Annotated in this window: 23 protein-coding genes and 1 pseudogene; 15 read left to right on the plus strand and 9 right to left on the minus strand. The window is 62.2% G+C overall.

The window, feature by feature from the left end; genetic code table 11:
- Positions 1 to 6 precede the first annotated feature (6 nt).
- Positions 7 to 2,373 (minus strand): arylsulfatase, encoded by a 2,367-nt coding sequence (locus M1L53_RS12060; RefSeq protein ID WP_054188444.1) that lies wholly within the window; start codon positions 2,371 to 2,373, stop codon positions 7 to 9.
- Positions 2,374 to 2,490: 117 nt separating this feature from the next.
- Between M1L53_RS12060 and M1L53_RS12065 the strand changes: the two genes are divergently transcribed.
- Complete coding sequence (locus tag M1L53_RS12065; RefSeq protein ID WP_054188445.1) at positions 2,491 to 3,702, plus strand: DUF2254 family protein; 1,212 nt, start codon at positions 2,491 to 2,493, stop codon at positions 3,700 to 3,702.
- 94 nt (positions 3,703 to 3,796) lie between these two features.
- Positions 3,797 to 5,629, plus strand: coding sequence for an APC family permease (locus M1L53_RS12070; RefSeq protein WP_054188446.1), 1,833 nt, complete (start codon positions 3,797 to 3,799; stop codon positions 5,627 to 5,629).
- A gap of 8 nt (positions 5,630 to 5,637) precedes the next feature.
- Here M1L53_RS12070 and M1L53_RS12075 read toward each other — a convergent pair whose 3' ends face one another.
- On the minus strand, positions 5,638 to 6,711 hold the full coding sequence (locus M1L53_RS12075; protein ID WP_054188447.1) for a VIT1/CCC1 family protein: 1,074 nt from the start codon (positions 6,709 to 6,711) through the stop codon (positions 5,638 to 5,640).
- Between the two features lie 24 nt (positions 6,712 to 6,735).
- A complete protein-coding gene (locus tag M1L53_RS12080; protein ID WP_003939910.1) occupies positions 6,736 to 7,581 on the minus strand; it encodes an alpha/beta hydrolase in 846 nt (281 codons plus the stop codon).
- Between the two features lie 190 nt (positions 7,582 to 7,771).
- Here M1L53_RS12080 and M1L53_RS12085 point away from each other — a divergent pair, with 190 nt between their 5' ends.
- Positions 7,772 to 8,413 carry a DUF4232 domain-containing protein gene (locus M1L53_RS12085; RefSeq protein ID WP_042447085.1) on the plus strand — a complete coding sequence of 214 codons (642 nt, stop codon included), beginning with the start codon at positions 7,772 to 7,774 and terminating at the stop codon, positions 8,411 to 8,413.
- Between the two features lies 1 nt (position 8,414).
- Here M1L53_RS12085 and M1L53_RS12090 read toward each other — a convergent pair whose 3' ends face one another.
- From M1L53_RS12090 to M1L53_RS12100, 3 genes are read right to left on the minus strand one after another with little or no spacing between them, the layout of a single operon-like run.
- Entirely contained in the window at positions 8,415 to 9,473 is a 1,059-nt protein-coding gene (locus M1L53_RS12090) for an ABC transporter permease (protein WP_232319090.1), read from the minus strand.
- Entirely contained in the window at positions 9,470 to 10,339 is an 870-nt protein-coding gene (locus M1L53_RS12095; protein WP_054188449.1) for an ABC transporter ATP-binding protein, read from the minus strand. The genes M1L53_RS12090 and M1L53_RS12095 overlap by 4 nt, the downstream gene beginning before the upstream one ends.
- Positions 10,336 to 10,752 (minus strand): GntR family transcriptional regulator, encoded by a 417-nt coding sequence (locus tag M1L53_RS12100; RefSeq protein ID WP_003939899.1) that lies wholly within the window; start codon positions 10,750 to 10,752, stop codon positions 10,336 to 10,338. Before M1L53_RS12100 ends, M1L53_RS12095 begins: the two co-directional genes overlap by 4 nt.
- Positions 10,753 to 11,060: 308 nt before the next feature.
- Here M1L53_RS12100 and M1L53_RS12105 point away from each other — a divergent pair, with 308 nt between their 5' ends.
- Genes M1L53_RS12105 through cobU form a run of 4 tightly spaced genes read left to right on the plus strand, consistent with a single transcriptional unit; the run spans position 11,061 to position 15,169 of the window.
- Positions 11,061 to 12,020, plus strand: coding sequence for an ABC transporter substrate-binding protein (locus M1L53_RS12105; RefSeq protein WP_054188486.1), 960 nt, complete (start codon positions 11,061 to 11,063; stop codon positions 12,018 to 12,020).
- A gap of 7 nt (positions 12,021 to 12,027) precedes the next feature.
- Positions 12,028 to 13,062: an iron ABC transporter permease gene (locus tag M1L53_RS12110; RefSeq protein WP_042447095.1), complete on the plus strand. Its 1,035-nt coding sequence runs from the start codon at positions 12,028 to 12,030 to the stop codon at positions 13,060 to 13,062.
- Complete coding sequence (locus tag M1L53_RS12115; protein WP_020970985.1) at positions 13,059 to 13,847, plus strand: ABC transporter ATP-binding protein; 789 nt, start codon at positions 13,059 to 13,061, stop codon at positions 13,845 to 13,847. The genes M1L53_RS12110 and M1L53_RS12115 overlap by 4 nt, the downstream gene beginning before the upstream one ends.
- On the plus strand, positions 13,847 to 15,169 hold the full coding sequence (cobU, locus tag M1L53_RS12120) for a bifunctional adenosylcobinamide kinase/adenosylcobinamide-phosphate guanylyltransferase (protein WP_054188450.1): 1,323 nt from the start codon (positions 13,847 to 13,849) through the stop codon (positions 15,167 to 15,169). Before M1L53_RS12115 ends, cobU begins: the two co-directional genes overlap by 1 nt.
- Before the next feature lie 2 nt (positions 15,170 to 15,171).
- On the opposite strand, the gene M1L53_RS12125 is transcribed toward cobU, so the two are convergent.
- Both M1L53_RS12125 and M1L53_RS12130 read right to left on the minus strand, forming a co-directional pair.
- Positions 15,172 to 15,957, minus strand: a complete 786-nt coding sequence (locus M1L53_RS12125) for an IclR family transcriptional regulator (RefSeq protein ID WP_020909339.1) — start codon at positions 15,955 to 15,957, stop codon at positions 15,172 to 15,174.
- Positions 15,954 to 17,493, minus strand: a pseudogene (locus tag M1L53_RS12130) (APC family permease). Before M1L53_RS12130 ends, M1L53_RS12125 begins: the two are co-directional and overlap by 4 nt.
- Positions 17,494 to 17,841: 348 nt before the next feature.
- Here M1L53_RS12130 and M1L53_RS12135 point away from each other — a divergent pair.
- From M1L53_RS12135 to M1L53_RS12170, 8 genes are all read left to right on the plus strand, one after another.
- A complete protein-coding gene (locus M1L53_RS12135) occupies positions 17,842 to 18,432 on the plus strand; it encodes a MauE/DoxX family redox-associated membrane protein (protein WP_031330762.1) in 591 nt (196 codons plus the stop codon).
- A gap of 44 nt (positions 18,433 to 18,476) precedes the next feature.
- The gene (locus tag M1L53_RS12140; protein ID WP_021345728.1) at positions 18,477 to 19,085 is read left to right on the plus strand and encodes a redoxin domain-containing protein; all 609 of its coding nucleotides are present in this window, start codon (positions 18,477 to 18,479) and stop codon (positions 19,083 to 19,085) included.
- Between the two features lie 75 nt (positions 19,086 to 19,160).
- Positions 19,161 to 19,832, plus strand: a complete 672-nt coding sequence (locus tag M1L53_RS12145) for a methylamine dehydrogenase light chain (RefSeq protein WP_029256402.1) — start codon at positions 19,161 to 19,163, stop codon at positions 19,830 to 19,832.
- Positions 19,829 to 21,148 (plus strand): hypothetical protein, encoded by a 1,320-nt coding sequence (locus M1L53_RS12150; RefSeq protein WP_042925925.1) that lies wholly within the window; start codon positions 19,829 to 19,831, stop codon positions 21,146 to 21,148. The genes M1L53_RS12145 and M1L53_RS12150 overlap by 4 nt, the downstream gene beginning before the upstream one ends.
- The gene (locus M1L53_RS12155; RefSeq protein WP_047271941.1) at positions 21,145 to 22,734 is read left to right on the plus strand and encodes a multicopper oxidase family protein; all 1,590 of its coding nucleotides are present in this window, start codon (positions 21,145 to 21,147) and stop codon (positions 22,732 to 22,734) included. Before M1L53_RS12150 ends, M1L53_RS12155 begins: the two co-directional genes overlap by 4 nt.
- 27 nt (positions 22,735 to 22,761) lie before the next feature.
- A complete protein-coding gene (locus M1L53_RS12160; RefSeq protein WP_042925927.1) occupies positions 22,762 to 23,109 on the plus strand; it encodes a plastocyanin/azurin family copper-binding protein in 348 nt (115 codons plus the stop codon).
- On the plus strand, positions 23,109 to 23,432 hold the full coding sequence (locus M1L53_RS12165; RefSeq protein ID WP_080712742.1) for a cupredoxin domain-containing protein: 324 nt from the start codon (positions 23,109 to 23,111) through the stop codon (positions 23,430 to 23,432). Before M1L53_RS12160 ends, M1L53_RS12165 begins: the two co-directional genes overlap by 1 nt.
- Before the next feature lie 74 nt (positions 23,433 to 23,506).
- Positions 23,507 to 24,343 (plus strand): hypothetical protein, encoded by an 837-nt coding sequence (locus tag M1L53_RS12170; RefSeq protein ID WP_042447112.1) that lies wholly within the window; start codon positions 23,507 to 23,509, stop codon positions 24,341 to 24,343.
- 95 nt (positions 24,344 to 24,438) lie between these two features.
- Here the strand turns inward: M1L53_RS12170 and M1L53_RS12175 are convergent, their stop codons facing one another.
- A complete protein-coding gene (locus M1L53_RS12175) occupies positions 24,439 to 25,128 on the minus strand; it encodes a vancomycin high temperature exclusion protein (RefSeq protein ID WP_054188451.1) in 690 nt (229 codons plus the stop codon).
- Between the last annotated feature and the right edge of the window lie 23 nt (positions 25,129 to 25,151).

Here is a 25,151-nt window from a genome sequence, read left to right on the forward strand (position 1 = left end):
GTGGAATCACTGTCTGGACACCGCCACTCGCGCCACCTCCTCCGGATCGATGAGGTGGGTATGGTCGTCGTCACCGACATCGATCTGCACGACGTCGATACGTGCGTTGAATGTGGTTGCGCCACTGTAATCGACACTGACAGGCATGCCGTAGTCATCCCCGATGTCGGTGGTCTCGTCCGCGGAGAAGACCATCGGTTGCGTCTGCTCGACGCGACCTGAGCCCACTTCGCGACCGTCGTGATAGATCGTGACCCCACCGCCTCTCGCGAGACCACCTCCGTCGTAGGTGAACTCAGCTCTGATCTGGTGTGATCCTGCCGGAATGTCAACGTCGGAACCGATGACGAACTCGGTCATGCCCAATAGGTTGTAGACGAATTTGGCGCGGCCTTCCCGCGCGTAAAGTGCCCAGCCACCAAATCTGCCTCCCTGCGCGATCATCACACCGTTGGCAGTAATGCCATCCGCGACGTCGACTGCTGCTGTGACACTGAATGATCGGTTCTTGATACTCAGCACGCTGTGCTCGCTCAGCCGTTTCATTCCGGGAAACAGAACCTGTCGGTTCCCGGACACCAACTGCGGACGCCCCGCGATGTGAGGGTTGAACCTCTCGAATCTTCGGTCGTCGATCGGAAGCACGTTGTACTTGACCGCTTCGATCAACCACAAGCGTTGCAGTGCAGCGAGTTTCTCCGGCATCTCAGCCGCCAAGTCTTTGGACTGCGTCCAATCCTGAGACCCGTCGTAGAGCTCCCACACGTCGTCGTCGAGTGCGGGGAGTGCCTCCGCGAAAAGCCATGGAGTGCTGTGCCTGGTGACCGCACTCCAACCCTTGTAATAGATTCCACGGTTGCCGGCCATCTCGAAGTACTGCAGATCGTGACGTTCGGCGACTTCGGCGTCGTCGAAGGTGTAGACCATGCTGGTCCCCTCGATGGGTGATTGCTGGACGCCGTTGACAAAGGTCGGTTCCGGTAGTTTCGCGACCTCGAGGATCGTCGGTGCAACGTCGATGACGTGGGTGAACTGCGACCGCGTCTCCCCCTTGGTCCGAATCCCTGCAGGCCAGTGCACGATCGTCCCGTTGCGAGTGCCACCCCAATGCGACGCAACCTGTTTCGTCCACTGGTACGGGGTACACATTGCCCACGCCCACCCCACGGAATAGTGGTTGTATGCGTCCTTGGTACCGAATTTGTCTTTCACTTCCGCCATGAACTCGGGCGTCTCGATGGCGGCGAGTCCGTTGAAGTTGGCCATCTCGTTGAAAGCGCCGTTGATCGTCCCCTCTGCGGACGCTCCGTTGTCTCCGATGATGTAGTACACGAGGGTGTTGTCGAGAGCTCCGAGTTCTTCGATCGCATCGACAAGCCGGCCGACATGGAAATCGGTGTGTTCGAGAAATCCTGCATAGACTTCCATTTGGCGTTCGAGGACGGGCTTCATCTCCTCACTCATGTCCTCCCACGCCGGGATGGCCTCGGGACGCGGGGTGAGGACCGCATCCGCGGGAACGACCCCCCGCTGTTTCTGCTGCTCGAGAATTGATTCGCGTTGAGCGTCCCAACCTCCTGCGAACCGGCCCTCGTACTTGTCGGCCCACTGCTTCGGAACATGGTGCGGCGCATGGGTAGCGCCGGGTGCAAAGTAGACGAAGAACGGCTTGTCCGGAGCCAATGACTTCTGCATCCGAACCCAGTCGATCGCGTGATCGGCAAGGTCCTCAGTGAGGTGGTAACCCTCCTCCGGTGTCTTGTCCGGCTCGACAGGCGCGACGCCCTCGTACAGCGCCGGGTAATACTGGTTGTTCTCCCCGCCGATGAATCCGTAGAAATGCTCGAATCCGCCTTCTCCCGTCGGCCACGACGTGAACGGTCCCACCGGGGATGTTTGCCACGGCGGAACCTCGTGACACTTGCCGAACTGCGCCGTCGAGTATCCGTTGAGTTTCAACGTCATCGGCAGTGCGGCTTTGGTATTCGGCCGCAGGCCGGAAAGACCAGGAGCCGAGGTAGCGGTTTCGGTGATCGATCCCATGCCGACCGAATGATGGTTGCGCCCGCTCAGAAGAGCGGCGCGGGTCGGAGCACACAGTGCCGTCGTGTGAAACCGCGTGTACGTGAGCCCATTACTTTGCAATCGCTCAGCAGTCGGTGTGTCCGCTGGTCCTCCGAAGGCACTGCTCGCGCCATATCCCACGTCGTCCAACAGGACCACCAGAACATTGGGTGCGCCGGCCGGCGGTAGTAGCGGAGTGATCGGTGGAAACTCGGTGTCCGGGTCCTTCGCGTCGTACGTCACCAGACCAAGATGTTGTCGATCCGGAATCGGTAGTACGGCGCGGCTCTGGTCTGTCGGATCCGTCATGACGTCTCGCCTTCTGTCTCTCACATGGCTCTTTCAAGCGTTTCAGGATCACGACGACGTCGACATCATCCGTTTCGGGTGAAGGCGCACCATTGCCGCAGCGTGGAGGCTTGAAGTGTGGATCAGCCCGGACGTTTCGCTCCCACCCCGATCGGGCATGCCTTCCTCGTCCCCCGGCGCCGTGTACGTGCCGGCCTGACCCAGATCCTGTGCGTCGTCGTGGGACTGGCTGCCGGACTGGGGATGCCGTATGTCCGGAGCGGCCCGATGATTCCCGCCCGTCAGGTCAGCGAGATGCTCGTTGCCCTCGGACTGGGGTTATTGGGTGTAGTGGCAGTGATCTTCTCGCTGCTGTTCCTTGTAGTCCAGTGGGCCGCGACCACCTTCACTCCTCGCTTGTTGTTGTTCCGCGACGACCCCATCGTGTGGCGGACGTTTGCCTTCGCGATAGGCCAGTCGGTTTTCGACATCACGGCGGCGCTCGCCATCAGCAACGAAACGGACGTGTCGGTGATCGTGCCCAGCCTCGCAGTGCTGGCGCTCTTGGCGACGCTGACGCTGATCAGGCTGCTCCAGCTGCGCGCATTCTCGGCCATCCAGTTGGCTCCTGTACTGACCTCGATCTCGAGTCGTGGCCGAGCAGTCTTCGCCGCCGTGTACCCCACCACTGATCTGGAGTTGCCTCCTCTACCAACACTTCCGGTGATCACGACAATCGAGTGGCATCGACCGCCGGCCGTTCTGCAACAGATCCTCGTCGAAGATCTCCTGCAGAGCGCTCGGAACTGCCGATCCATGGTGGTCCTCCGAGTGTCGCCGGGTAGCACGCTGCGAGACGGATTGCCGCTCGCCGACGTCTACGGCGGACCCATGCCCGCCAACACGATCCTTGACGCCTTGGTCAGTGGGAGTGAGCGGACCTTCACCCAGGACCCCCTACTCGCGATTCGGTTGTTGGCTGACATCGCGCTCAGAGCGCTCTCACCCGCTATCAACGATCCTGCGACGGCCGTGCAGGCTCTGGACGAGATCGAGGACCTCCTCTCTCTGGTGACCTCCGTACGCGCAGATTCGATCCGGGCCGTCGACGAGCATGGTGATCTGCGTGTGGTGATTCCACTGCCCGACTTCACGAGCTTCGTCAGAACCGGACTGGACGACGTCATAGCCTCGGCATCGAACTCGCCACTCGTTCTGGGCCGACTTCGCGACCTACTTTCGCACGTCGCCGCCCAATCGGAGTCTCGGAACCGCGATATTCTCGCCAAGCGCGCTCGCTGGATTGATCAGCTGTCACAAGGCTTCCCGCGACTCGAACCCCCGTTGTGAACCCGTACAGATTTGCGGGCCATCGCGTCAAAGCACCGTCAAGATCGGTCTCAGCTCAACGGGGAGTATCGATACTGACTCGGTGAGACATGCAGTGATACTCGGACACCGTGGAGTCATATCGTCGACGACCCGCCCGGCCCGTGGGCCAGAGAATCAGAAGCTCTCCGTCGCAACCGGACTGGCAGGGCTTTCGCTCGACGCGATGGCCTCGGTGTCGTACGGGCCAGAAGCCATCGTGTTGGTGTTGGCCCTCGCAGGCGGCGCGGGGATCGGCTTCACCGTGCCGGTGACGATCGCCATCGCAGTGCTGCTTGCAGTCCTGGTGGCGTCGTACCGCCAAGTGATCGCCGCATTTCCCGAAGGCGGTGGCGCCTACGCCGTCGCAAAGAAGCATCTGAGCCCGCGGGCAAGTTTGACCGCCGCCGCATCGTTGATCGTCGACTACACCCTCAACGTCGCGGTATCGATCGCAGCCGGTGTCGCGGCTCTGACCTCCGCCTTCCCTGCGCTTCTTCCCTACACGGTCTGGATCGCACTGGCGATACTCGGCGGCATCACGGCACTGAATCTACGGGGCATCGCAGATTCCGCGCGAGTATTCATGTTGCCCACCGTGGTTTTTGTCGTCAGCATCTTCACGGTGATCGGTGCCGGACTACTTCGGGAAAACCCTGCCGCCGCCACGGCTCCCTTCCTCGCCGACAACGCACACACGATCGGCATTCTCCTTCTGCTCAAGGCATTTTCGAGTGGTTGCGCCGCATTGACCGGAGTCGAAGCCATCGCCAATGCGGTACCCAGTTTCAAGAAGCCTCGCGTGCGTAGCGCTCAGCGTGCCGAAGTAGCTCTGGGAATCCTGTTGGGCACCATGCTGATCGGCCTTGCGGTGTTGATCGAAAAGTTCTCACTGGCCCCAGTCCCCGGAACAACGGTCCTGTCGCAACTCACTTCCGCTGCCCTCGGAAATGGTGTGGGCTACTACGTCGTCCAATTCTCCACCGTGATTCTGTTGGCGTTGGCCGCGAATACCTCGTACGGCGGACTTCCCAACCTGATGCGGATCCTCGCCGACGACAACGTGCTCCCGCACCGCTTCAGCCGGAAGTCGACGCGTGACGTCTTCACTTACGGCGTCTTGTCGCTCGGTGGCGTCGGTGCTCTCCTGCTCATCGGATCCGGCGGAAACATGAACACCTTGGTGCCGCTGTTCGCCATCGGTGTGTTCATCGGATTCACGCTCGCGCAGTTCGGCATGGTGCGCCACTGGCTCGCCGAACAGACGCCGGGCTGGAAGTGGCGCCTAGCGCTCAACGGTTTCGGGGCTGCGTTGACTTCGATCGCAGCAGTGGTGACAACCGCCATGAAGTTCACCGAGGGCGCCTGGTTGATCGCTCTCGCGCTCCCTGCGCTCGTCCTCGGCATGGAACGCATCCGCGGTGCGTACACACATATCGGTACTCGGTTAACCGTTCAGGGTGAGAACGATTCTCTGTCTATCGGATACAAACCAGCGGTCCTAGTACCCGTGTCCGAAATTACGTCGCTCTCCACCCGCGCGATGGCCGCGGCAACGGCGATGTCGTCACAGCCCATCGCAATTCGAGTCTGCCTGGCCCACGAATCGACGACGGACTTCACACGCCGATGGCAAGCCCGACACCCGAATTCGCGTTTGATCGTCATCGAGGACACCGAGAATTCCGTGGGGAACACCCTCGCCCGATACATCCGCACACACTTCCCCCACCGAGAGACCTTTGTTGTCGTCGCCACCATCGACCCGGCGACCAGATGGCACCGGTTCCTCCCGAGCCAACGGACCGATGAGATCGCTCATGCACTGCGCAAACACACCGAGGCCGTGGTGTGCCAGATTCCGGTTCGGATCGATCCGGCTCACCGCGATCCCGCCCTGCGCGCGTGACCCGTCACTCAGAGCGAAGTACCGAACAACATGCCGAGCAGATACGTCGCGCCGGCAGCGCCGTAGCCGATCGCAAGTTGGCGTAGGGCCCGCTTGAACGGCGGTCCGCCCGACAGCAACCCGACCACAACGCCGGTCGTCAGCAACGCGATCCCCACGAGAACAGATGCGACGATCAGAGCCGTCATGCCTTCCAGGCCGAACAGATACGGCAGCACCGGAATGATTGCGCCCGAGGCGAAGAAGCAGAAACTTGCCGCCGCTGCGCCCAACCCGGTTCCGACGGCTTCATAGTCGTCGACAACGTCCGCGGCGCCGAAGGTGCTGTTCGCGAGGACCTCGGCGGCGCGCTGGTCCGCTTCCTCGGCGGACATACCGCGGGCCCGGTAGACCAGGGCCAATTCGTTCGCGTCGACGTCGAGCAGGCCGACAGCTTCGCTGGCAGCCGGACCAGGATTGGACGCTTCCAACAACTCTCGCTGCGAGCGGACTGAAACGTACTCGCCGGCGCCCATCGACAGGGCGCCGGCCAGAAGCCCGGCCATGCCGGTGATCAGAACGATCTGGTTGGACACGCCGCTACCGCTGATGCCGAGTACAAGGGCGAGATTGCTGACCAGGCCGTCGTTGGCTCCGAAGACGGCGGCACGAAACGTCCCCGAAAGTCTGTTCCGACCCCGAGTGGCCAAGGCCCGCACCACTTCTTCGTGGATCTTCTCGTCCGCGCCCATCGATGCAGTCGCGTCGGCGTCGTTGGGATACGGGGATCGCGTCTCCGCGCGCTGGGCAAGAGCGAGCACGAAGACAGAGCCGAAGCGTCTGGCCAGAAAGCCCAGTATCCGAGTGCGGATATCACCGCGAAGTGGTTTGCCGACGTGATCGCCGAGTAGCGCTCGCCAGTGCGCCTCGTGTCGACCCTCCGCATCGGCCAGTGCGAGAAGGATTTCGCGCTCCTCGCCGCTGCGCCTACCCGCGAGGTCGCGGTAGACGGCGGCCTCGGCTTGTTCGTCGGCGAGGTATCGTCTCCAGCGCTTGACATCTCGCGGGTCTGGATCGGGTCGTGCGGCCGGAACTGTGGACATCGTGTTCCCCTTCCGGTGAGGCGGTCACGCTTCGAGTACGCGGTCCATCCACGTCGTCAGATCATTGATGACGTCGTCGCGGTTGGTCTCGTTGAAGATCTCGTGCCTGGCACCCGGATAGGTGTAATAGGTGACGTCTTCGATCCCCGCCGAGTTGTACCGTTCGACTGCGACGTCGGTACGGCTCAGCGCGGCGTTGAGAGGATCCGAGGTGCCGACGAAGACCAGGATCGGAAGGTCTTGTCGCACGCCCTCGACGTCGACGAACCTCGGCCCAGCTGCGATAAGCCCGCCCATGCCGGCGTCGTCCAGGCTGAAACCACACAGTGGATCGTTGATGTACAGATCCACCTGCGCTTCGTCACGGCTGAGCCAGTCGTGCGGAGTACGGGCCGGTTCGAATTCGGCGTTGAACTGGGCGAGGACGTCCGGGCCGTCGTTGACGAGGCTCTCGATGAGTTGATCGACCGCGGTGGTCCCCGACAGTGCGACGGCGTCGATCAGGTGTGAATGGTCGAGGATGTACTGCTGCGAAGCGAACGAACCGAGGCTGTGGCTGAGCAGTACGACGGGCAGGCCGGGGTGTTTGTCGCGGATGATGCCCGTGAGGGTCACCATGTCTGCCACCAAGCGGTTCCAGCCGTCGTCGCCGATGTTGCCTGGGCCGGCGTGCATGCTCTCACCGTGGCCGCGGTGGTCCGCCGCGTAGACGTGGAAACCGCGAGCATTCAGGGCTTCGGCAACGTGTGCGTAGCGTTTTGCGTGCTCACCCATACCGTGCGCGAGTTGAACAACCCCTCGAGGTTCCTGCTCGGTGGGCCATTCGTGGACATGAATGACCACTCCGTCGTCGCTGGTGAAGGTGAACATGCGCTACTCCCGGTGGTCGCGATCCGGACAGGTCATTTCTCATGCTAGATCCGCAACGGCAATCCATCCGGGAAGTAGGTCCTGATCACCGGCGAGCCTGATTCGTTTCTGCACATCCGGCTTCAAACTCGGATATACCGGACACGGATGTTCGGAAACAGTTGTCGACCAGCCTGAGGAGTACAGAGCGATGAATTCGAACCGCATGCGCAACGTCGGCTTGTTGGCGGCTCCACTTGCTGCTCTCGCCCTTCTCAGCGGTTGCGGCTCGGATGAAACGGGAACGGCCGAGAGTTCACCGGCACCCGCCTCAACGACGACCGCCTCTGCGCCGACGACCCAGACCGGCACCGCTTCACCTTCGACGACCCATACCGACCACACCCAAACGACAACCTCGACGGCACCCAATCCCGAAGGCTGCGCGATCGGGGAACTGAACGTCACCCTCGGCGAGTCGAGTGGCGCCGCCGGTTCTGTGGAGCTTCCGGTGGTCTTCACCAACACGGGCGGCCGCACGTGCACGCTCGACGGTTTCCCCGGCGTCTCGTATGTCACGGGAGCGTCCGGAAGCGAAGTGGGTGCTGCAGCCGGCCGCTCCGGATCCGGTTCACTCGTCTCCCTTGCCCCTGGCTCTGCCGCAACGTCTTTGGTGCGAGCTACGAACGTCGAGAACTACCCGGCAGATCAGTGCGGCGTGACCGACGTTGCGGGACTGAGGGTTTACCCACCCAACAGCTACGACTCGGTCTTCCTCGCCTATCCCACCAAGGGTTGCTCGATGACCGGCGCGAACATCAACCAGCTGACGGTCGCGCCGGTCGCCCGCTGAGTCACGGCTTGAGGCGTCGTAGACCCCAGAGCGCCGGCAGGAGGAACAGGCCTGAAAGGATCAGGACGAGTGCAGCTTCCGTGAACTGAAATCGCCGGACCTGGTCGACTGAGTGGTACCACGTTTCGTAGTGGTCCACTCCCTGCGCGACCACACACTCACGGTAGTCGGCATCGAGTTGGGCCAAGAATGCCTTCTGGCGAACGTAGAAATCCACGTCACTCTCGTCGGATCGCTGATCGTATTCATTGCCGGCTGTATCGGTAGTGCACGCCTGATAGTCGATCTCGACCGGCTTCCCGTTGGCATCGGTGTATCCACTCCGTATTACCCACGCCATCGAGGAGTCCATGACGTAAGTTGCGTAGAAAGTGTCGTGGTCGATACCTTGCGTCAGCACAGTCGGCTCGGCATAGTGCGGCCGTGCCAGATTCTGAAATCCCACCATCAAACCTGCGACGGCCACCAAGGTGACGGCCACCGCGGCGATGGGTGATCGCACCAGCAGTGATACCGCAGCTCCGGCGACCAATGCCATGAAAGTGTATGCACCCAAGACGATTCCGCTGGAATTGAACAGAGGGAAGAGCATCGAACTCATTCCGTACGACTGAACGGGTCCGACGTTGACCACATAACTCCAACTCTCGAATCCAACCCGAGCGGCTTCGAGAATGAAACCGAGAATCGCGGCTGCGGCAGTGAGCGGAAGAAAGACAACAACGACTCGCATCCAGAACCATCGTGCTCGACTCACCGACTGCGTCAGACCGAGAACATGTGTTTGCTGATCGATGTCGCGGGAGAATACCGTCGCGCCCACCAGCGCCCCGAGTAGTACCGGTAAGGCGGCGGCGATCGTGTTCACGCCGGTAACGGCGGTATCCGCCCAGCAGTCCCATCCGACCCCGACACACCCGAAGTACGTTCCTCGGCCCTCTGTACCCAAGCTACTTCGAGTTCCGATCCCGCCGACTATCGCTGCCATAGCCAAAGCTGCGATGAATCCAAGCGACACAACGAGCGATGTCCGGTGGTGCCGCCACGTAACCCAGATCATGCCGCCACCATCGTTTCTGCGCTCAGGTGCCCGAGCACCACGTCGTCGAGAGTTGCGTCGTCGATCACCCAGCCGGCCCGAGGGCTCGGACGGACTCCCTCCACCACATGAGAATTCGACCGCATCCCCTTGTCGGTATGAATGACCGCACCGGCGCCGACCACGTCCGAGGGGTCGCCGTCCCCGATCAATACGTAATGGGCAGAGATCAATTCATCCAACGGACCGGACAATCTCGCGTTTCCGCCGCCCAGCAGAAGAAGTCGATCCGAGACGTCTGCCAATTCGGAGACGATGTGTGAAGACAACAGAACCGTGGTGCCGTACTCGGCAACGTCTTCGAGCAGAGTGGTCGCGACGGACCGCCGCGCCACGGGATCAAGATCCGCCAAGGGCTCGTCGAGTAGAAGCAACTGCGGTCTGCGCCCCAGCGCCAAAGCCAGTGCAACCCTGGTTCGTTGACCTGGTGACAGAGTCTTCGCCTTTGCATCGAGAGCAATCCCAGCGCGCTCCACCAGATCCAGAGCGTACTTCGCATCCCACTCGTCGTTGGTATATGCGCCGAATCGAAGAAGTTCTGCAACAGTGAATTTGGGATACAGCGGCTTGTGCTGAGCGAGGTACGACAGGCCTGGGCAGATGCCGTCCTGATCCGGCGTGCTGCCCAGGACGGAGATCGAACCATGGTCAGGCATCGTCAACCCGACCGCCAAGGACATCAGCGTGGACTTACCGGCGCCGTTCACCCCGACCAGGGCAGTGATGCTTCCTGTTGCGATCTCGAATGTGCAGGCGTCGAGCACCTTCTTCTTGCCGAAGCGCTTGTCCACGTCCTGCATTGTCAGTGCCGATTCTTGCGCAGTCATGATGTCTCCCCCTGCTTTCCGGACGGATCCGTTTCGATGAACGTCTTCTCGAGTTCCAAACTCACCAGTGCTTCGATGTCCGTGCGCTCGAGTCCAGCGGCCACGGCATCTGCCACCCAACGCGCCAACTCGCGCCGTAGCGCAGAGCTTTCCGCCATACCGGGCTTGGCCAGGGACTTGACGACGAACGTGCCCAATCCAGGCCGCGGAGCAACAAGTCCGTCGCGCTCGAGTTCCTTGTAGGCCTTCAGGACTGTGTTCGGGTTGATCGCGAGCGCTCCCACGACGTCCTTGGCTGTGGGCAGCCGATCCCCGACTTGGAGATCACCGAGCCTGAGCGCCTGCTTCACCTGAAGGACCAATTGCACGTAAGTGGGAATGCCGGATCGGCGGTCGATACGGAAGTCGATCATCCGAACCCTTTCACTAGTTCATTAGTGGAATAGATATTTACCCTGCCTTGACCTCCCGGGTCAAGCCAGACGACCCCTGTAAAGTGCAGATGCCCCGGTTCACCGGGGTGCCACGCTGCTCGTGTGAAGTTCGGTGAAACCCCGGCACTGTCGACGCAACTGTGAATTCGCCCGTCACTACTCGAGGCGAACGAGTCAGGTCACCGGCCTCGTGGCGACACGATGGTTCTCGGACGAAGGACCGCTCGTGGCGCTTCGCCTCGCGGCCGCGCTGCTCGCGACCCTTCACCACTAGCGGAGGGGTGGCTGTGAGTACTCGGCCGACACGTAAATTCAGATCTGTACTTGCAGCACTGACGGTGAGCACCGCACTGCTTGCCGGTGCGTGCAGTGGCTCGACGTCCGATGCACCCGCAACCACAGCCGCCTCGGACGGCTCGTTCCCGGTGACTGTTGTTTCCGGTCCCACGGATTCCGGCACGGACATCACCATCGAGTCGCGCCCTCAGTCGATCGTGTCTCTCAGTCCCAGCGCCACCGAGACCCTGTGGGCAGTCGGCGCGGGCGATCAGGTGAAGGCCGTCGACAATCAGTCCGACTACCCGGCCGGTATCCCGGTCACCGATCTCTCGGGCTTTCAACCGAACGTCGAAGCCATCCTCGGCTACGCACCGGATCTGGTGATCGCATCGGATGACATGAACGATCTTGTCTCCGGACTGCAAAAGGCGAAGGTGCCGACACTCCTACTACCGGCAGCGACGAGCATCGACGACGTCTACGCCCAGATCGAGCGCGTCGCGAAGGCCACCGGCCACGAGGACAAGGGCACCGAAGTTGTCGACACCATGCGCTCGGACATCGACGCCGCTGTCGCCAGTGTTCCTGCGCGCCAACAGCCGCTGACGTACTTCCACGAACTCGACTCCTCGCTCTACACCGTCACGAGTTCGAGCTTCGTCGGGCAGATCTACTCGCTGTTCGGAATGAAGAGCATCGCCGACGCCGCGGGGCAGGGTGACTATCCGCAGTTGTCCGCCGAATTCGTGGTACAGGCCAATCCTGATCTCATCTTTCTCGCAGACTCCCAATGCTGCGGAGTGACAGCAGAATCCGTCGCCGCTCGACCCGGGTGGAGCGGCATGAAAGCTGTCACCGGTAACCAGATCCATGTGCTCGACGAAGACCTCTCCAGCCGCTGGGGACCTCGTGTCGCCGACCAGGTGAAGGCCGTCGCTGCCATCGTTGCCCAAGTTCCCGCGGCCTGAGCACTCGATGATCAAAGCCGGTATCTCCCAACATCGGACCGCCGTTCTGCTCGGCGCCGCGCTGATTCTGTGCGCCGCCTTGCTGATCGGTGTTCTGGTGGGGCCGGCCGGTTTGACGCCTGATCGGACCATTCTCGAACTTCTGGACGGAATACCCGGCATCCATATAGATTCCGGCCTCACCGCAACACAGCAGGCCATTCTCTGGCAGATCCGGCTTCCGCGAGTAGTCCTGGGCGCGTTGGTCGGAGCAATGTTGGCCGTAGCCGGCGCCGCCTACCAGGGCGTGTTTCGAAATCCCTTGGCAGATCCGTATCTCCTCGGAGTTTCCAGCGGAGCCGGACTGGGCGCAACCCTCGCCATCGTTTCGGGTGGAGCGCTGGGCATGTTCGGAATTCCCATGGCCGCCTTCGTCGGTGGTGTGCTGGCAGTGTTCGCAACTTATTCGCTCGGTCGAAGCATTGGCGGGCCGCAGAACGCGGTAGTCATCATCCTCGCCGGTGTCGCAGTCGCAGCGTTCACGAATGCAGCGCAGACTTTTGTTCAGCAGCGGTTCGACGATTCACTGCGCGAGGTCTATTCCTGGCTACTCGGCGGACTGTCCACCGACGGTTGGTCGGAAGTTCTGGTTGTCTTGCCGTACGTTGCGCTGGCCTCAGCCGTCATCCTGGTACACCGGCGTGTACTCGACGTGATGGCCGTAGGTGACGTCGAAGCCGCCAGCCTCGGCGTCGACCCGGCCAGATCACGCCTGGTGCTGGTGCTCGCCGCAACTCTGGGAACGGCCGCGGTCGTGAGTGCAAGTGGACTCATCGGCTTTGTCGGAATCGTTGTTCCCCATGCGGTTCGACTGGTCGTCGGCCCGTCTCATCGGCTGCTTCTCCCCCTGTCACTCATGCTCGGAGCGGCGTTTCTCGTCCTCACCGACGTTGCCGCCCGCACGGTCATGGCACCGGCCGAACTCCCCATCGGAGTTGTGACCGCGATGATCGGCGCTCCGTTCTTCCTTCTGGTTCTGCGCCGCAGCCGGGTCTCGGCATGACCGACAGCGCAGTGCGGTGCCGCGACCTCCGAGTCAACCTCGGCGGCAAGGACGTCGTCGACGGCATCGATCTCGATGTGACACCAGGCGATTGGGTTGCCGTGGTCGGGCCGAACGGCGCCGGCAAGACAACCTTGATGCATGCCCTCGCTGGATTGATTCCGTCTACCGGTGAGCTCTCGGTCGGGGGACTGAGTCCTCGCAATTCCAGCCGCAAGGCGATGTCCGCCGTCGTCGCGTTGATGCCTCAGCGTCCGGTAGTACCCGAGGGCTCAACGGTCAAGGAACTGGTTGCGCTCGGCCGCACTCCCTATCTACGACGCTTCGGAACCGAAACCGCTACTGACCGTTCGGTGATCTCTTCGGTGATCGAGAGGCTCGACCTCACCGAGTTCGCAGATCGACGAGCCACCGAACTTTCCGGCGGCGAATTGCAGCGCGTGGTCCTGGCTCGGGCACTGGCCCAAGAACCGCAGGTACTGCTCCTGGACGAACCCACCAGCGCGCTCGACATCGGTCACCAGCAGCAGGTTCTCGACTTGGTGGAGGAACTGCGTGAAGCCGACAACATCACGGTCATCGCCGCGATGCACGACCTCACTCTCGCGGGTCAGTACGGTCGACGAATCGTGCTGCTGGACAAGGGCAGCGTCGTTGCCGACGGCACTCCCTCAGCGGTGCTGGAGGCAGACCTCCTCGGCCGCGTGTACGGCGCCCGGGTCGAAATCCTGGACCGGCCCAGCGGTCCCATAGTTGTTCCGATTCGGCAGGAAGGCACCCGCTGATGGAATTGGTGATGCTCGGCACCGGTGCTGCCGACGGTTGGCCGAACCCGTTCTGCACTTGCCCTTCCTGCCTGGCTGCCCTGTCGAGTGAAACCATTCGCGGGCACACTGCCGCCCTGGTGGACAACAGAATCCTGTTGGATTGTGGTCCGGAAGTACCGCGTGCCGCGTCGCGATTCGGTCGCACGCTGGCACACGTGGAACACATCCTGTTGACGCATTCTCATCCCGATCACCTCGGCCCGATGGCATTGCTGTTCCGGTCCTGGGCCTCGCGCACCGAACCACTACAGGTTCTCGGGCCACCGGACGCGCTCGATCTCTGCCGAGACTGGGTAGGCCCCGCCGATCCGGTGACCTTCACGCCGCTCGAGACCGGCCAGTCGATCATGTTGGGCACCTATCGTGTTCGCGCAGTCGAAGCCGCGCACGAAGTACCCACCCTTCTCTACGACATCACCGACGCATCCGGAACCCGAATCTTCTGGGCCACCGACACCGGGCCTCTGCCCGAATCCACTGTCGACGCACTTGCCGACGCCCGTTTCGACGCCGTCTTTCTCGAAGAGACCTTCGGCTACAAAACTGACCACGGCACCGGGCACCATGATCTGCCGAGTTTCGCGGAGACGGTGACCCGACTACGCAATTGCACCGCGATCACCGATCGAACCGATGTGGTCGCCGTACACCTCGGGCACCACAACCCGGTCGAAAACGAACTCGCGGAGGAACTTCGAACGTCCGGGGCGCGAGCGGTTCCGGATGGAGCTGTGCTCGAGATCGGGGTAGGACAGAGCCATCGAACTCTGGTCACCGGTGGCGCCCGCTCGGGCAAGTCCACTTACGCGGAGGGCCTGCTTGCCGGCTACCGGAACGTGACGTACATCGCCACCGGGGATCCGCAGGACGACGATCCCGACTGGATCGAACGAATTGCGTCGCATCGCGCGCGGAGGCCGCCGACGTGGACGACGGTAGAGACCTCCGAGGTCGCCGAAATTCTCGTGGCCGCAACAACACCGATCCTGATCGACTGCCTCGGCACGTGGCTGACCGCACGTCTAGACCGACATCAGGCGTGGGCGACAGAAGATCTCAGCGACGTCCACGCAGATATCGACCGGTTGGCCGACGCCTGGACCGCCTGTCCGGTTCCGATTGTCGCCGTCACGAACGAAGTGGGAAGCGGCGTCGTCCCGGACACGAAGTCCGGGAGACTGTTCCGCGATCTACTCGGTCTGGTGAACAGCCGCATCGCCAGTGAATCGGAGTCCGTGGTCCTGATGACCGCCGGGCTCCCCCTGAGCCTGCGCGTGTGACGTCAGAGCAATCCGGTGAGCTGACGCGCGCAATCGAGTAGGAAACCGACCAACTCTCGATCCTCGTCCGTCACTCGCCCGCTCGCTCCCTGAACACACAACCCGCCGGCCACCTGGTCTGCGTGATCTCGAACCGGTACTGCGACCGCGGATCGACCCAGGCGACATTCCTGGTTCTCGAATGCAAAACCCTGCAGGCGAACAGACCTCAACTGCTCATACAACGCATCGAAATCACCGAGGGTGAACTCCGTGACCCGGCGAAGTTCCAAACCCGAAAGCAGCCGCTCGTCGTGCGCCAACAGAACCTTCCCCAGCGCATTCGCGTGAAGGTTCTTGGCCAGTGCCGCTATTCCGATGATCTCGTGATCCGGATCCTTGTCGACGAACCTCAAGCGCCCACCAGCGAATGAGGCGACGTGCAATCCGAACCTCGTGTGTGTCCGCATGTCCTCGACGCGCTCGTGCAGCGTCGGCGCCGGGCCACTCGACGACGCCGCATGGGAGAGCTCGGCAGTCCGACGCCCCAACGCGAACCCTGACAGGTCCGGCACCCGCACGAGAAAGCCCTCCGCCACCAGCAGATTCAGCATCCGGTACGCCGTGGCCGATGGAACGCCTGCAAAAGTGGCGATCTCCTTCGCGGTTGTTCCAGGTCCCAGATGAGCCACCGCCTCGAGCATCCCCAGCGCCTTCTGGACCGCACGCGGTTGTTGTCCACTGAAGTGGGTCTCGTCGCCGATCTGTTTGCCTGATCGTGGACCAGCGGTTGCACGGTCCGCGGTCACCGCCCATGCTCCGGCGAGTCACCCTCGGCGGTCCCACGATCCGGAACGAGTCGCCTTCGCCCGTCACCGTCGATCAGCAGAGTGCCCGCACCGGGCAACAGGTCCGCCGTCTCGACGCTGTCGAAAGCGCCGACCATCAGAAGGCTTTCCGGTCTGGCTCTTCGAAGCAATGAACTCCACACTGTCCCCGACACAGCAACAGCAAGAGCAGCGATCGGCAGTGCCCACATCCCGTGAACCGCACCGTCGAGAACGATGTAGACCAATAGACCGGCACCGGCGACGCTCACGGACACAGTGCATATCCGGGTCAGCGAAGTATGTTCCCCGATTCGGCGCAAGAACTTCCACGAAGCAAAGGCCACCAGCGTGTAAGCGCAGACCAACGCGGTCTCCACCACGCCGTCGAAGGATCCCGAATCGTCGCGAACCGTATCCGAATAGATGAATACGCCCGCCGCACTTACCGCGACGAACGCAAGTACCGCAACGTACGGGGTGCGGAACCGTCTGTGTACGCGAGCGAGCGGCGCAGGCAGTACCCGTTCGATCCCCATCGAGTACAACAACCGCGAACCCGCCTGCGCACAACCGAGAGTGGATGCGAACCAGGAACACGTCATTCCGATCTTGACTGCCAGAACCACTTCCGCGCTGGCTCCGGATGCCGTTCCTTCGAAGTACGCTCCGACGATCGTTGCGCCGTGGCCGGTCATCGCCGCCCAGGCCGCAAAAACGAAGAGGACCCCGCAGATGATCGGCGAAATGAGAACCGTGCGTGTGACGCTGATGAGTGGTCGTTTCGCTTCCGGGCCGAAGAAGGCCGAGCTTTCGAAGCCCGCCATGCTGAGCACCGTCAGCATCGCGAGAAACGGAACTGCACTCAGCGACGGATTCGGCAGGGCAACAGCAGTTGTCGTGTCACTGTGCGTCGCCAGCATGACCACGACGATGAGAATCAACGAGCACGCTTCGACGACCAGGATCGCTCGGGTGGCGAACCGGACGCCTCGCACTGCAATCCACGCGACGGCCAGGGCAATCGCCACCGTCGTGATCACCGTCGCGGCAGGCCCTCGCACGTCGGGGCCGACAATGGCGATGGTATCGAGCAGACTCGGAACTGCCTGCGAGAAAACCGAAACCGAGATTCCGAGATACCCGAGTACCAGTGCGGCACCCGCCGTCAGTGTCGCCCGGATACCGGAGCCTTGGAAGACGAAGCTGTACAACGATCCTGCTGCGGCCAGTCTCCGCGTGAAACTGAGTGATGCAGAACGCAACGAGAAACACCGCCGAAGTTGTCGCAGCAATCGCAGCCAACCCGACGTAGCCGGGACTGTAGGTGATCATCCACAGGGCGATGAACACCATTCCCGTTGCCGGAGCGATCGTGGAAAGTGATTGCCCCAACAGGTCGATCGGGGTCAGACGTCCTCGTCCGAGACCACGGAGCGGGGAGAACACGGGCTCACTGTGTTGATCCGCATTCTGCGCTCGCGTGATCGCCGCACGCAGTGCCGCACTCACGGCCATGAGTCACCGTCCGTCGCGTCCAGGCCCGAACCTACGAGCGAATTGTCAGAATTCGGTCAAGTTAGTCCGCTTATGTTTCCGCGCAGTTTCCACGATGGCGCGCACAGAACTTTCAAGTGAGAATCCGACTCTGTTTCCCACCCAGCGTCATGCCGGATCAAGGGCGGCCGACGGTATCCGTCCCCTCCGGCAGCACCTTGACCTGCAAGTTCTCCGATTCTCACACGACAACTGCTCTCTCAGTTGCACCTCGTCCAGGCGTAGCGCGGTCGACGCGGGTTCGCAGCATCGCCCGTACAGGATGTGTCCCACACACCACCGGCACTACCCGAGAGGAACGGAGGAAGCATGGACTTGGTCAGCGCCACCACTTCGGCGATCATCGGATTTGTTCTCCTGCTCGCCGGCATTCCCAAGCTGAACGACCACGACGGGGTCCTTCGTTCGGTGCGCGGATACAAAGTGTTGCCGGTGCGACTCGAAGTACCTATCGCTCGCATCCTTCCCGTCACGGAAACCGTCGTAGGCATCCTTCTGGTTCTCGGCGTGGCCCATCGCCTCGCCGCCTTGGTTGCTGCCGTCATGTTCGCGTCGTTCTTCACGGGCCTCACGATCAACCTCCTGCGTGGGCGACGCGATCTGGACTGCGGATGTTTTGCATTCGGAGTCGGCGAGATTCCGCGTATCGGATGGTTCCACGCCGTTCGCGCCGGAACACTCGCGGTGATCGCTGTGGCACTGTCGGTCACCGCCGGACAGGCTGAGATCGGCGTCCAGGTCGTGGCGGCGACCTTCGGATTCCTCCTCGTTCTGGCGGGAGTTGCTCTCGCACAGATTCGTTCGGTGGTCCACCTCGGACGACGCCCGGTCGACGACTACCTGTCGAGTGCCTCCATTCGCCTCCGAACCGCCGAAACCGCGTCCCGGTACGGCTCGTGAACTCACATCCCCACCACTGAAAACTCGAAGGCAGGACTACCACGATGACCACTTTCCTCCTTGTCGCGACAGTGATCCTGGTGATCGCCGTAGCCGTACTGTTCTTGATGGTTCTTGCTCTGGCTCGTGAAATCGGCCGCGTACAAGTACGTCTCGGACCTCTCGGTGCCCGGATGATGGATACCGGGCCCAAGGTCGAACAGGCCGGCCCATCGTTTGCCGGTCTCATCGATCAGGAAGGACGGATCGTCGGAGTCGGTGGTCACCGCGACAAACCTCAACTCCTGCTGTTCACAGCACCGAGTTGCTCGACGTGCAAGAGCCTTCTTCCCGGCGTAAGGGCAATGGCCCGAGCCGAATCGGATCTCGACGTGATCATCATCTCCGACGGAACACCCGAAGAGCATCGCGAGTTCCTGGCCGGCAGCGGGATCGGTTCCGAGCTCAGTTACATCGACGCTCGAGACGTCGGTATCGCATACCAGGTGGGCACCACTCCGTACGGCGTGATTCTCGACGAGCACGGCAAGATCCGAGGAAAGGGCCTGTGCAATCACATGGCTCAGGTGGAAAGCCTGCTCAATGCGCTCGAATCCGGCACCCCCTCACTCCAGCACCTTCATGCCCAGGCGAAATCCGGCAGCGCGGCCTGATCTTCCTGCACAGTTCGATCCTCTTCACGAATCAGGAGAAAATCGTTGGACGACAATGAATTCCCGCAGCACAACATGACGGAGAATCGATATCCCGTCGACGAGGCGACAGTTCAGGCCCAGGCCGAATGGATGGCGGGCCAGGGCGGTTCGCTCACCAGCCGAACCGGACGTAAACTCTCCGAACGAGTTTCGCGGCGCTCGATGATCAGTCGGATCGGCAAGTGGACCATGGGTGTGTCAGGAGTGGCACTGATCAGCACACTTCCCGTGACACGTAGTGCCTTCGCCCAAGAGCCCGAGGTTCCTGCGCCGGCACCTGGCCCCGAACCTCTTGTCCCTGTCTACGACGGTAAAGATCCGGCCGAGTGCGAGTACTGGCGCTGGTGCAACATGGACGGAACGTCCTGTGCCGCATGCAACGGCGGCGGTGTCACCACCTGCGCCCCCGGCAGCAAGCCCGGCGCAGAGTTCTGGGTCGGATGCTGCACCAACCCTGATACCGGCAAGACCTATCTGATCGCCTACTACGACTGCTGTGGTGCACCTTCGTGTTCCAACGCATTCTGCGGCGAACCGGACATGCAGGCCGTGATGTACAACCCGGTCTCCGGAAGCTACGACCAGGAAATCATCTGGTGTGTCTCCGACGAGTCCCAGGCATACACCTGCACGATGGCGCCCATCATCGGTGAGGACTGCCAGACTCGACCGGCCGAGCGCCCCAAGGTCGGTGCCGGATCATGAGCAGTCCGCGAACCCGAAAACTGGCGCGACCCGCCGTTGCCGTCATCCCACTCACCGTCGTACTCGCGCTGGCCGGCTGCAGTTCGTCTGACAACGACGAACCCTCCAGCGCAGGTGATGTCACCTATCCGACAGTTCCGTTCACTGCTCCAGGTGAAGGAATCTCCCTCGGTCACGACGACCAGGAAATCGGCGACACCATTCCCGAGCCGTTGCACGTCGGTTCGATCACCCCGATCGCAGCTGACCGCTTGCTGGGCGTCGAAGGTGGATTCGGCCAACTCGAGCTCAGCGTCAACGTCATCGATCCGAAAACCGGTGTGGCCGAGAGCCGGATCACCGTCGGCCCTGGTATCTGGGATCCGGTCATTCACGGATTCGTCGGGGATTCCGCCGAGGATCCTGCGGTGCTCGCTGCCGAGGTGTGGCGGCCCCGAGGTTCCCGCGGCGCGGCAGATTTCACGGTCAGCACCTACTCCGGAAACCTGCTGGAACCAGCCGAGGTCATGCTTCCGGACGTCGCACGCGTACATTCCCGTCCCGGCTCGAACGCCGTGACGTCCGACGGCAAGTTCTTCGTCACGTGGGACGACGGTTTGTACGGCATCAGAGTGGTCGACCTCGAGAAGAAGGAAGCGACCGGTGCACTCCAGATAGTCGGCTGCGGTCCGTTCACGTGGATGGTCGATCACGAGCTGTACAGCGTCTGCGAGGACACCCGGGAACTGCTGCACGTCACGATCGGTGACGACGGTGTTCCGAAGGAAACCGCCCGAAGCAAGGTCCTACCCGAGGATTTTGTCTCCACCCGTAAGGTCACGTGGGCCTCGGAAGCACAAAAAGCCTTGCTGGTCAGTGAGAACGGCGATGTGTACGTCTTCGACTTCTCCAACGGACTGCCTCAGGAAGGTGTCAAGCCGATCGGAAACGCCGGGCAGGACTCCGGTCGATTCTCGGAGAACGTCATCAACGCCGACGCAACCCGGCTCGCAATCGCGTACACGGACACGGCTATTCATCCGGACTCTGCTCGGGGAGGCTCACTGGTCAAGATCGACTTGTCCGACGCAACAACCTTCGCCCCGGTGAAGAGCTTGACGCTTGCAGACCTCGGCTTGACAGACATCAAGAGCATGACCTTTTCCGTCGACGGCGCCACGTTCTACGTGCTCGGTACCGGACCTGAGGTCGAAGGCTCCGCTCCGCAGAAGATCGTGGGTTACAACGCGAGCACCGGCGAGCAGGTCAGTTCCGTCGATGTCTCGGGCAACGTCGGGGATGTCAGCGGGTTGATCACACCAGAAGTACTCCGATGAGTCGTCCCGGATCCGGCGTGGTGATGGGCCGGCGCCGATTCCTGAGTTTGGGAGCACTCGGCGCCGGAGCACTCGGGCTCGGCGCAATGGGGACGATTGCCGGATGCAGTTCCACTGCAGCATCTCCGACGCCGACGACCGATCTCGACTACATCCTGCCCACCGACCCGGAAGTTGCCGCCGCAGAATCGGCGCGAGCCTGGAACGGGACCACCGCTGCGTTTGCCCTTGCCGCCGGATTCTCGACGGTAGATCTTGGCGGACGCCTCGTGGACACGTGGACGTACGGAGGCGCTGCGGTGGCTCCGGAACTTCGCCTGAAGTCCGGTGACCGGGTGAACGTCAGCGTCCAGAACGGCCTCGACGCCGAAACAACACTGCATTGGCACGGAATTCGAATCCGCAACGACATGGATGGCGCGGCACCCACCACGCAGGCTCCCATCGGCGCCGGTTCGAGTTTCGAGTACAACTTCATCGCACCGGATCCGGGAACGTACTGGTACCACTCGCACAGCGGATTACAAGCCGATCGGGGGCTGTTCGGCGCCTTGATCGTCGAGAACCCGAACGACATCACCGGGGCCGACATCGATGCCGTCCTAGTGCTCGACGACTGGCTCGACGGATTGGGTACCACACCGGATTCCGTCCTGATGGCCCTGAACCCGGCAATTTCGGGCGGGCACGGCGGACACGGCGGTGGGGCAACAACTCCGGCGGAACACTCGGAAGCCGACATGTCCGTCGCGCAACAGTTGGTGAGCGGCGGACACGGTTCTTCCGAACCACTCGGCGGGATGACTCAACACATCGCGTATCCACTGCACTTGATCAACGGGCGGCCACCCAACGATCCTGCTGTCGTGACTGCAGCGCCCGGTTCGACCCTGCGACTGCGAATCATCAACGCAGCCGCCGAAACTCCGTACCGGTTTGCTGTGGCCGGTCACGAGATGACAATTGTCGCTACCGATGGCTACGACGTGGAACCAACTCCCGCCGACACCATCATCGTCGGAATGGCGCAGCGCTACGACGTGCTGGTGACGGTGAAGTCGGGAACATGGCCGGTGGTGGCGAAGGTCGAGGGCCGAGATGGTTATGCGTCGACCGTCCTACGCAGCACCGACGCGTTGGCGCTGGCGAACCCGGATGTCGGCGGAAACCTCTCGGAACTGGCCGGCCGACTGGTCACCGAAAGCGAACTCCGGCCCACGGAATCCGCACGGCTCGAGACGAAATCGCCTGATCGCGACTACCGCATCGAGTTGATCCAGGCCGGCGATCGGTACGTCTGGGGAATGGCGGGGGCCGATGCAGGCAAGCTCGTCATGAAACAGGGCGAACGGGTCCGGATCACGATGAAGAACGCGTCCACGATGTGGCACCCCATGCACACCCACGGCCACACGTTTGCGGTACCGGATTACGGCGGACTTCGCCGCGACACCGTCAACGTCCTACCCGGCACCGAGCTTGCCATCGAGTTCGACGCCGACAATCCCGGCGAGTGGATGTTCCACTGCCACAACGCCTACCACTTCGAGGCCGGCATGACGGCAAATCTGCGTTACGTCCGCTGACAAGTCGAAGAATGGAGAGAACACCTCATGAAGAAACTCGTTCCCGCTTTCCTGGCCGCGTGCGCTGCCCTGAGCCTCACCGCCTGCAGTAGTGATGCCGGTGCGTCGTCGGACGAACCTGCAGTCGTGATCGAGGTGAAGAACATGGCGTACACACCGGCATCGGTCGCAATCGAGAAGGGACAGACCGTCGAATGGAAGTTCGACGACAGCGGACTCCCCCACGACGTGGTCGGCAACGGTGATCTCGACGGGAAACTGAAGAGCGAGTTGCTCACCGAGGGAACCTTCTCGTACACGTTCGACGACGCCGGAACCTTCACCTACCACTGCACGCCCCACCCGATGATGGTGGGCACCGTGATCGTTCAATAGTGAGGAGGTGGATCGCCGGCTTCGGCCTCGCTGTCGCGGCGACGTGTGTCCCAGCTTGCGGCACAGAAGATCCCGTCCCCGACGTGGTGGTCGAGATCAGCAATGTTCAGTTCAGCCCGATGGACGTCACCGTGGAACACGGCGGCACCGTCGAGTGGCGCTTCGACGACGGTGGACTCCTGCATCATGTGGAATCACCCGGCCTGTTCGACAGTGGTATCACCGGAGACGGAACGTTCCGGCACACGTTCGAGAGCGTCGGCGTCTACGAGTATTCGTGCTCCGTGCACCCGTACATGATCGGAGTCATCACAGTGCTGTGAACACTGGCTCATCACTTTTCGCTGCGACTTCGACTCGACACTTTTCCTGAACCACAAACACTTCGGAGGATCTGATGACTACTGTTCTCTCACACGGCCCACTGCAGACCGATGTCCCTGACATCCGGCCGACCCTTCAAGGCTCGGTCGGCACCGCGACCCGTGTCAGCCTCGTCGCGGCGGGCGCCGCTGCGGGTGCCGGCCTCGCACTCGTGGCCACGCCATCTGCGACAACAGCTTTGACCACAGCTGTTATCGGCGCCGGACTGGTTACGTCGCTGGCCGCGAACTGGTCGACCTGCGGAATGTCCGTCGCCGGAGTTGTTGCCGCGCCGAAGCAAGTCGATCGGAAGGGATCCTCGACTCCTGTCCGCCGACTCGGCTGGCACGCTCTGGGTTCGGTCACGACGGGAGCCGTCACCGGGGCATTGATCGGCGCTCTCGGTGCGGCGATGTCCGGGTACGTGCCGGTCGGCTGGGCGCTGGGCGTCTGGGCCGTCGTCGCGGTTGCATACGGGCTGCACGAGTTGGGTGCGGTGAGCATGCCGACTCCGATGCGGCGCCAACAGCTTCCGCGCCATCTGCGCCGCACGATGGCGCCCTGGAAGGTCTCGCTGATCTTCGGCGCGATCATCGGTCCGGGATTTCTGATCTTCATCCGCTCGAGTGCGTACTACCTCTTGGCACTCGGCGTCATGGCTTCGGGTTCACCGGCTCTCGGGGCGGCGCTGTTCACGGTCGTATCCCTTGGCCGCTGCATGCCCAGCCTCGCGGCAATCGTGCACACCAAGCGTGGTGGCTCGATGCCGGGATTCCTCTCGATCATGTGCGTCGTGGACCGTCGCGTGCAGAGCGTCACCGGCGCGGCATTGATCGCACTGGGAGCATTCGCCGCCGCAGCACTGATCTGACTCTCGACCGAGCACCCTTCACCTCGAGTGAACACACGCTCCGACTCTCCGGAGCGTGTGTTCGCTCGACAGAAACCGTGCGCACTCACCCCGCGTCAGGGAATCGACAGCGCCACCTGGACCGAGTCCTCCGACGGCGACGTCACCTTTGCGTCCCGACTCCACAGCATGTCCAGCGCTGCCTTGGGCTTGGCAAGAACCCACTCCCGGGCGGCGTTCTTGATCAGCGTCGGAGTTGCGCACCCGCAATCGCTGTTCACCCCGTCTGCGTCGATGCCGACGTCTCGGCACAGCGCCACAGCGCGGGGCACGTGATACCCCTGAGTGACGATCAACGCCTTGGTCACCCCATACGTATGTATGGCCCGGAAGCAGGTGTCATAGGTGTCGAGGCCGTACGGATCCCCCACGATGCGACGCTCATCTATTCCCTGCTCCACCAGGTAGTTCGTCATCGCCGCGATCTCGTCACCCGAGCCGCCGTTCGCGTCGCCGGAGACGAGGACCGCTTTAGCCTTTCCCGCTTCCACCAGTTCGACTGCTGCGTCCAGCCGCCCTTTCAGGAAAGCCATCGGCTTACCGTCCTTGATCTGCGCGCCCAGCACGATCACTACCCGAGCATCGGGAGCATCGGCGGCGTCCGACGTATGGCCGGCCGACGCCACGGAAATCCACACGATCGAGCCCGCGTAGACAACTGCTCCGAGCACCGCAATGCCTGCGACCCAACGAGGCCACCTGCGCTTGCGCGGCGGTTTCACTGGATCTGCAGCAGCTTCGTCCATTCGTCGATCAAACCACACGGTTT

The organism is Rhodococcus sp. T9N (assembly GCF_024436645.1).
In the GTDB taxonomy this organism is placed as follows: domain Bacteria; phylum Actinomycetota; class Actinomycetes; order Mycobacteriales; family Mycobacteriaceae; genus Rhodococcus_F; species Rhodococcus_F qingshengii.

What these genes read in the sequence shown, in the direction of transcription:
- M1L53_RS12060 (WP_054188444.1), bottom strand. Translation starts at nt 2,373, where the DNA reads ATGACGGATCCGACAGACCAGAGCCGCGCCGTACTACCGATTCCGGAT.
- M1L53_RS12075 (WP_054188447.1), bottom strand. Translation starts at nt 6,711, where the DNA reads ATGTCCACAGTTCCGGCCGCACGACCCGATCCAGACCCGCGAGATGTC.
- M1L53_RS12080 (WP_003939910.1), bottom strand. Translation starts at nt 7,581, where the DNA reads ATGTTCACCTTCACCAGCGACGACGGAGTGGTCATTCATGTCCACGAA.
- M1L53_RS12085 (WP_042447085.1), top strand. Translation starts at nt 7,772, where the DNA reads ATGAATTCGAACCGCATGCGCAACGTCGGCTTGTTGGCGGCTCCACTT.
- M1L53_RS12090 (WP_232319090.1), bottom strand. Translation starts at nt 9,473, where the DNA reads ATGATCTGGGTTACGTGGCGGCACCACCGGACATCGCTCGTTGTGTCG.
- M1L53_RS12095 (WP_054188449.1), bottom strand. Translation starts at nt 10,339, where the DNA reads ATGACTGCGCAAGAATCGGCACTGACAATGCAGGACGTGGACAAGCGC.
- M1L53_RS12100 (WP_003939899.1), bottom strand. Translation starts at nt 10,752, where the DNA reads ATGATCGACTTCCGTATCGACCGCCGATCCGGCATTCCCACTTACGTG.
- M1L53_RS12110 (WP_042447095.1), top strand. Translation starts at nt 12,028, where the DNA reads ATGATCAAAGCCGGTATCTCCCAACATCGGACCGCCGTTCTGCTCGGC.
- M1L53_RS12115 (WP_020970985.1), top strand. Translation starts at nt 13,059, where the DNA reads ATGACCGACAGCGCAGTGCGGTGCCGCGACCTCCGAGTCAACCTCGGC.
- cobU (WP_054188450.1), top strand. Translation starts at nt 13,847, where the DNA reads ATGGAATTGGTGATGCTCGGCACCGGTGCTGCCGACGGTTGGCCGAAC.
- M1L53_RS12135 (WP_031330762.1), top strand. Translation starts at nt 17,842, where the DNA reads ATGGACTTGGTCAGCGCCACCACTTCGGCGATCATCGGATTTGTTCTC.
- M1L53_RS12140 (WP_021345728.1), top strand. Translation starts at nt 18,477, where the DNA reads ATGACCACTTTCCTCCTTGTCGCGACAGTGATCCTGGTGATCGCCGTA.
- M1L53_RS12145 (WP_029256402.1), top strand. Translation starts at nt 19,161, where the DNA reads ATGACGGAGAATCGATATCCCGTCGACGAGGCGACAGTTCAGGCCCAG.
- M1L53_RS12150 (WP_042925925.1), top strand. Translation starts at nt 19,829, where the DNA reads ATGAGCAGTCCGCGAACCCGAAAACTGGCGCGACCCGCCGTTGCCGTC.
- M1L53_RS12155 (WP_047271941.1), top strand. Translation starts at nt 21,145, where the DNA reads ATGAGTCGTCCCGGATCCGGCGTGGTGATGGGCCGGCGCCGATTCCTG.
- M1L53_RS12160 (WP_042925927.1), top strand. Translation starts at nt 22,762, where the DNA reads ATGAAGAAACTCGTTCCCGCTTTCCTGGCCGCGTGCGCTGCCCTGAGC.
- M1L53_RS12170 (WP_042447112.1), top strand. Translation starts at nt 23,507, where the DNA reads ATGACTACTGTTCTCTCACACGGCCCACTGCAGACCGATGTCCCTGAC.
- M1L53_RS12175 (WP_054188451.1), bottom strand. Translation starts at nt 25,128, where the DNA reads ATGGACGAAGCTGCTGCAGATCCAGTGAAACCGCCGCGCAAGCGCAGG.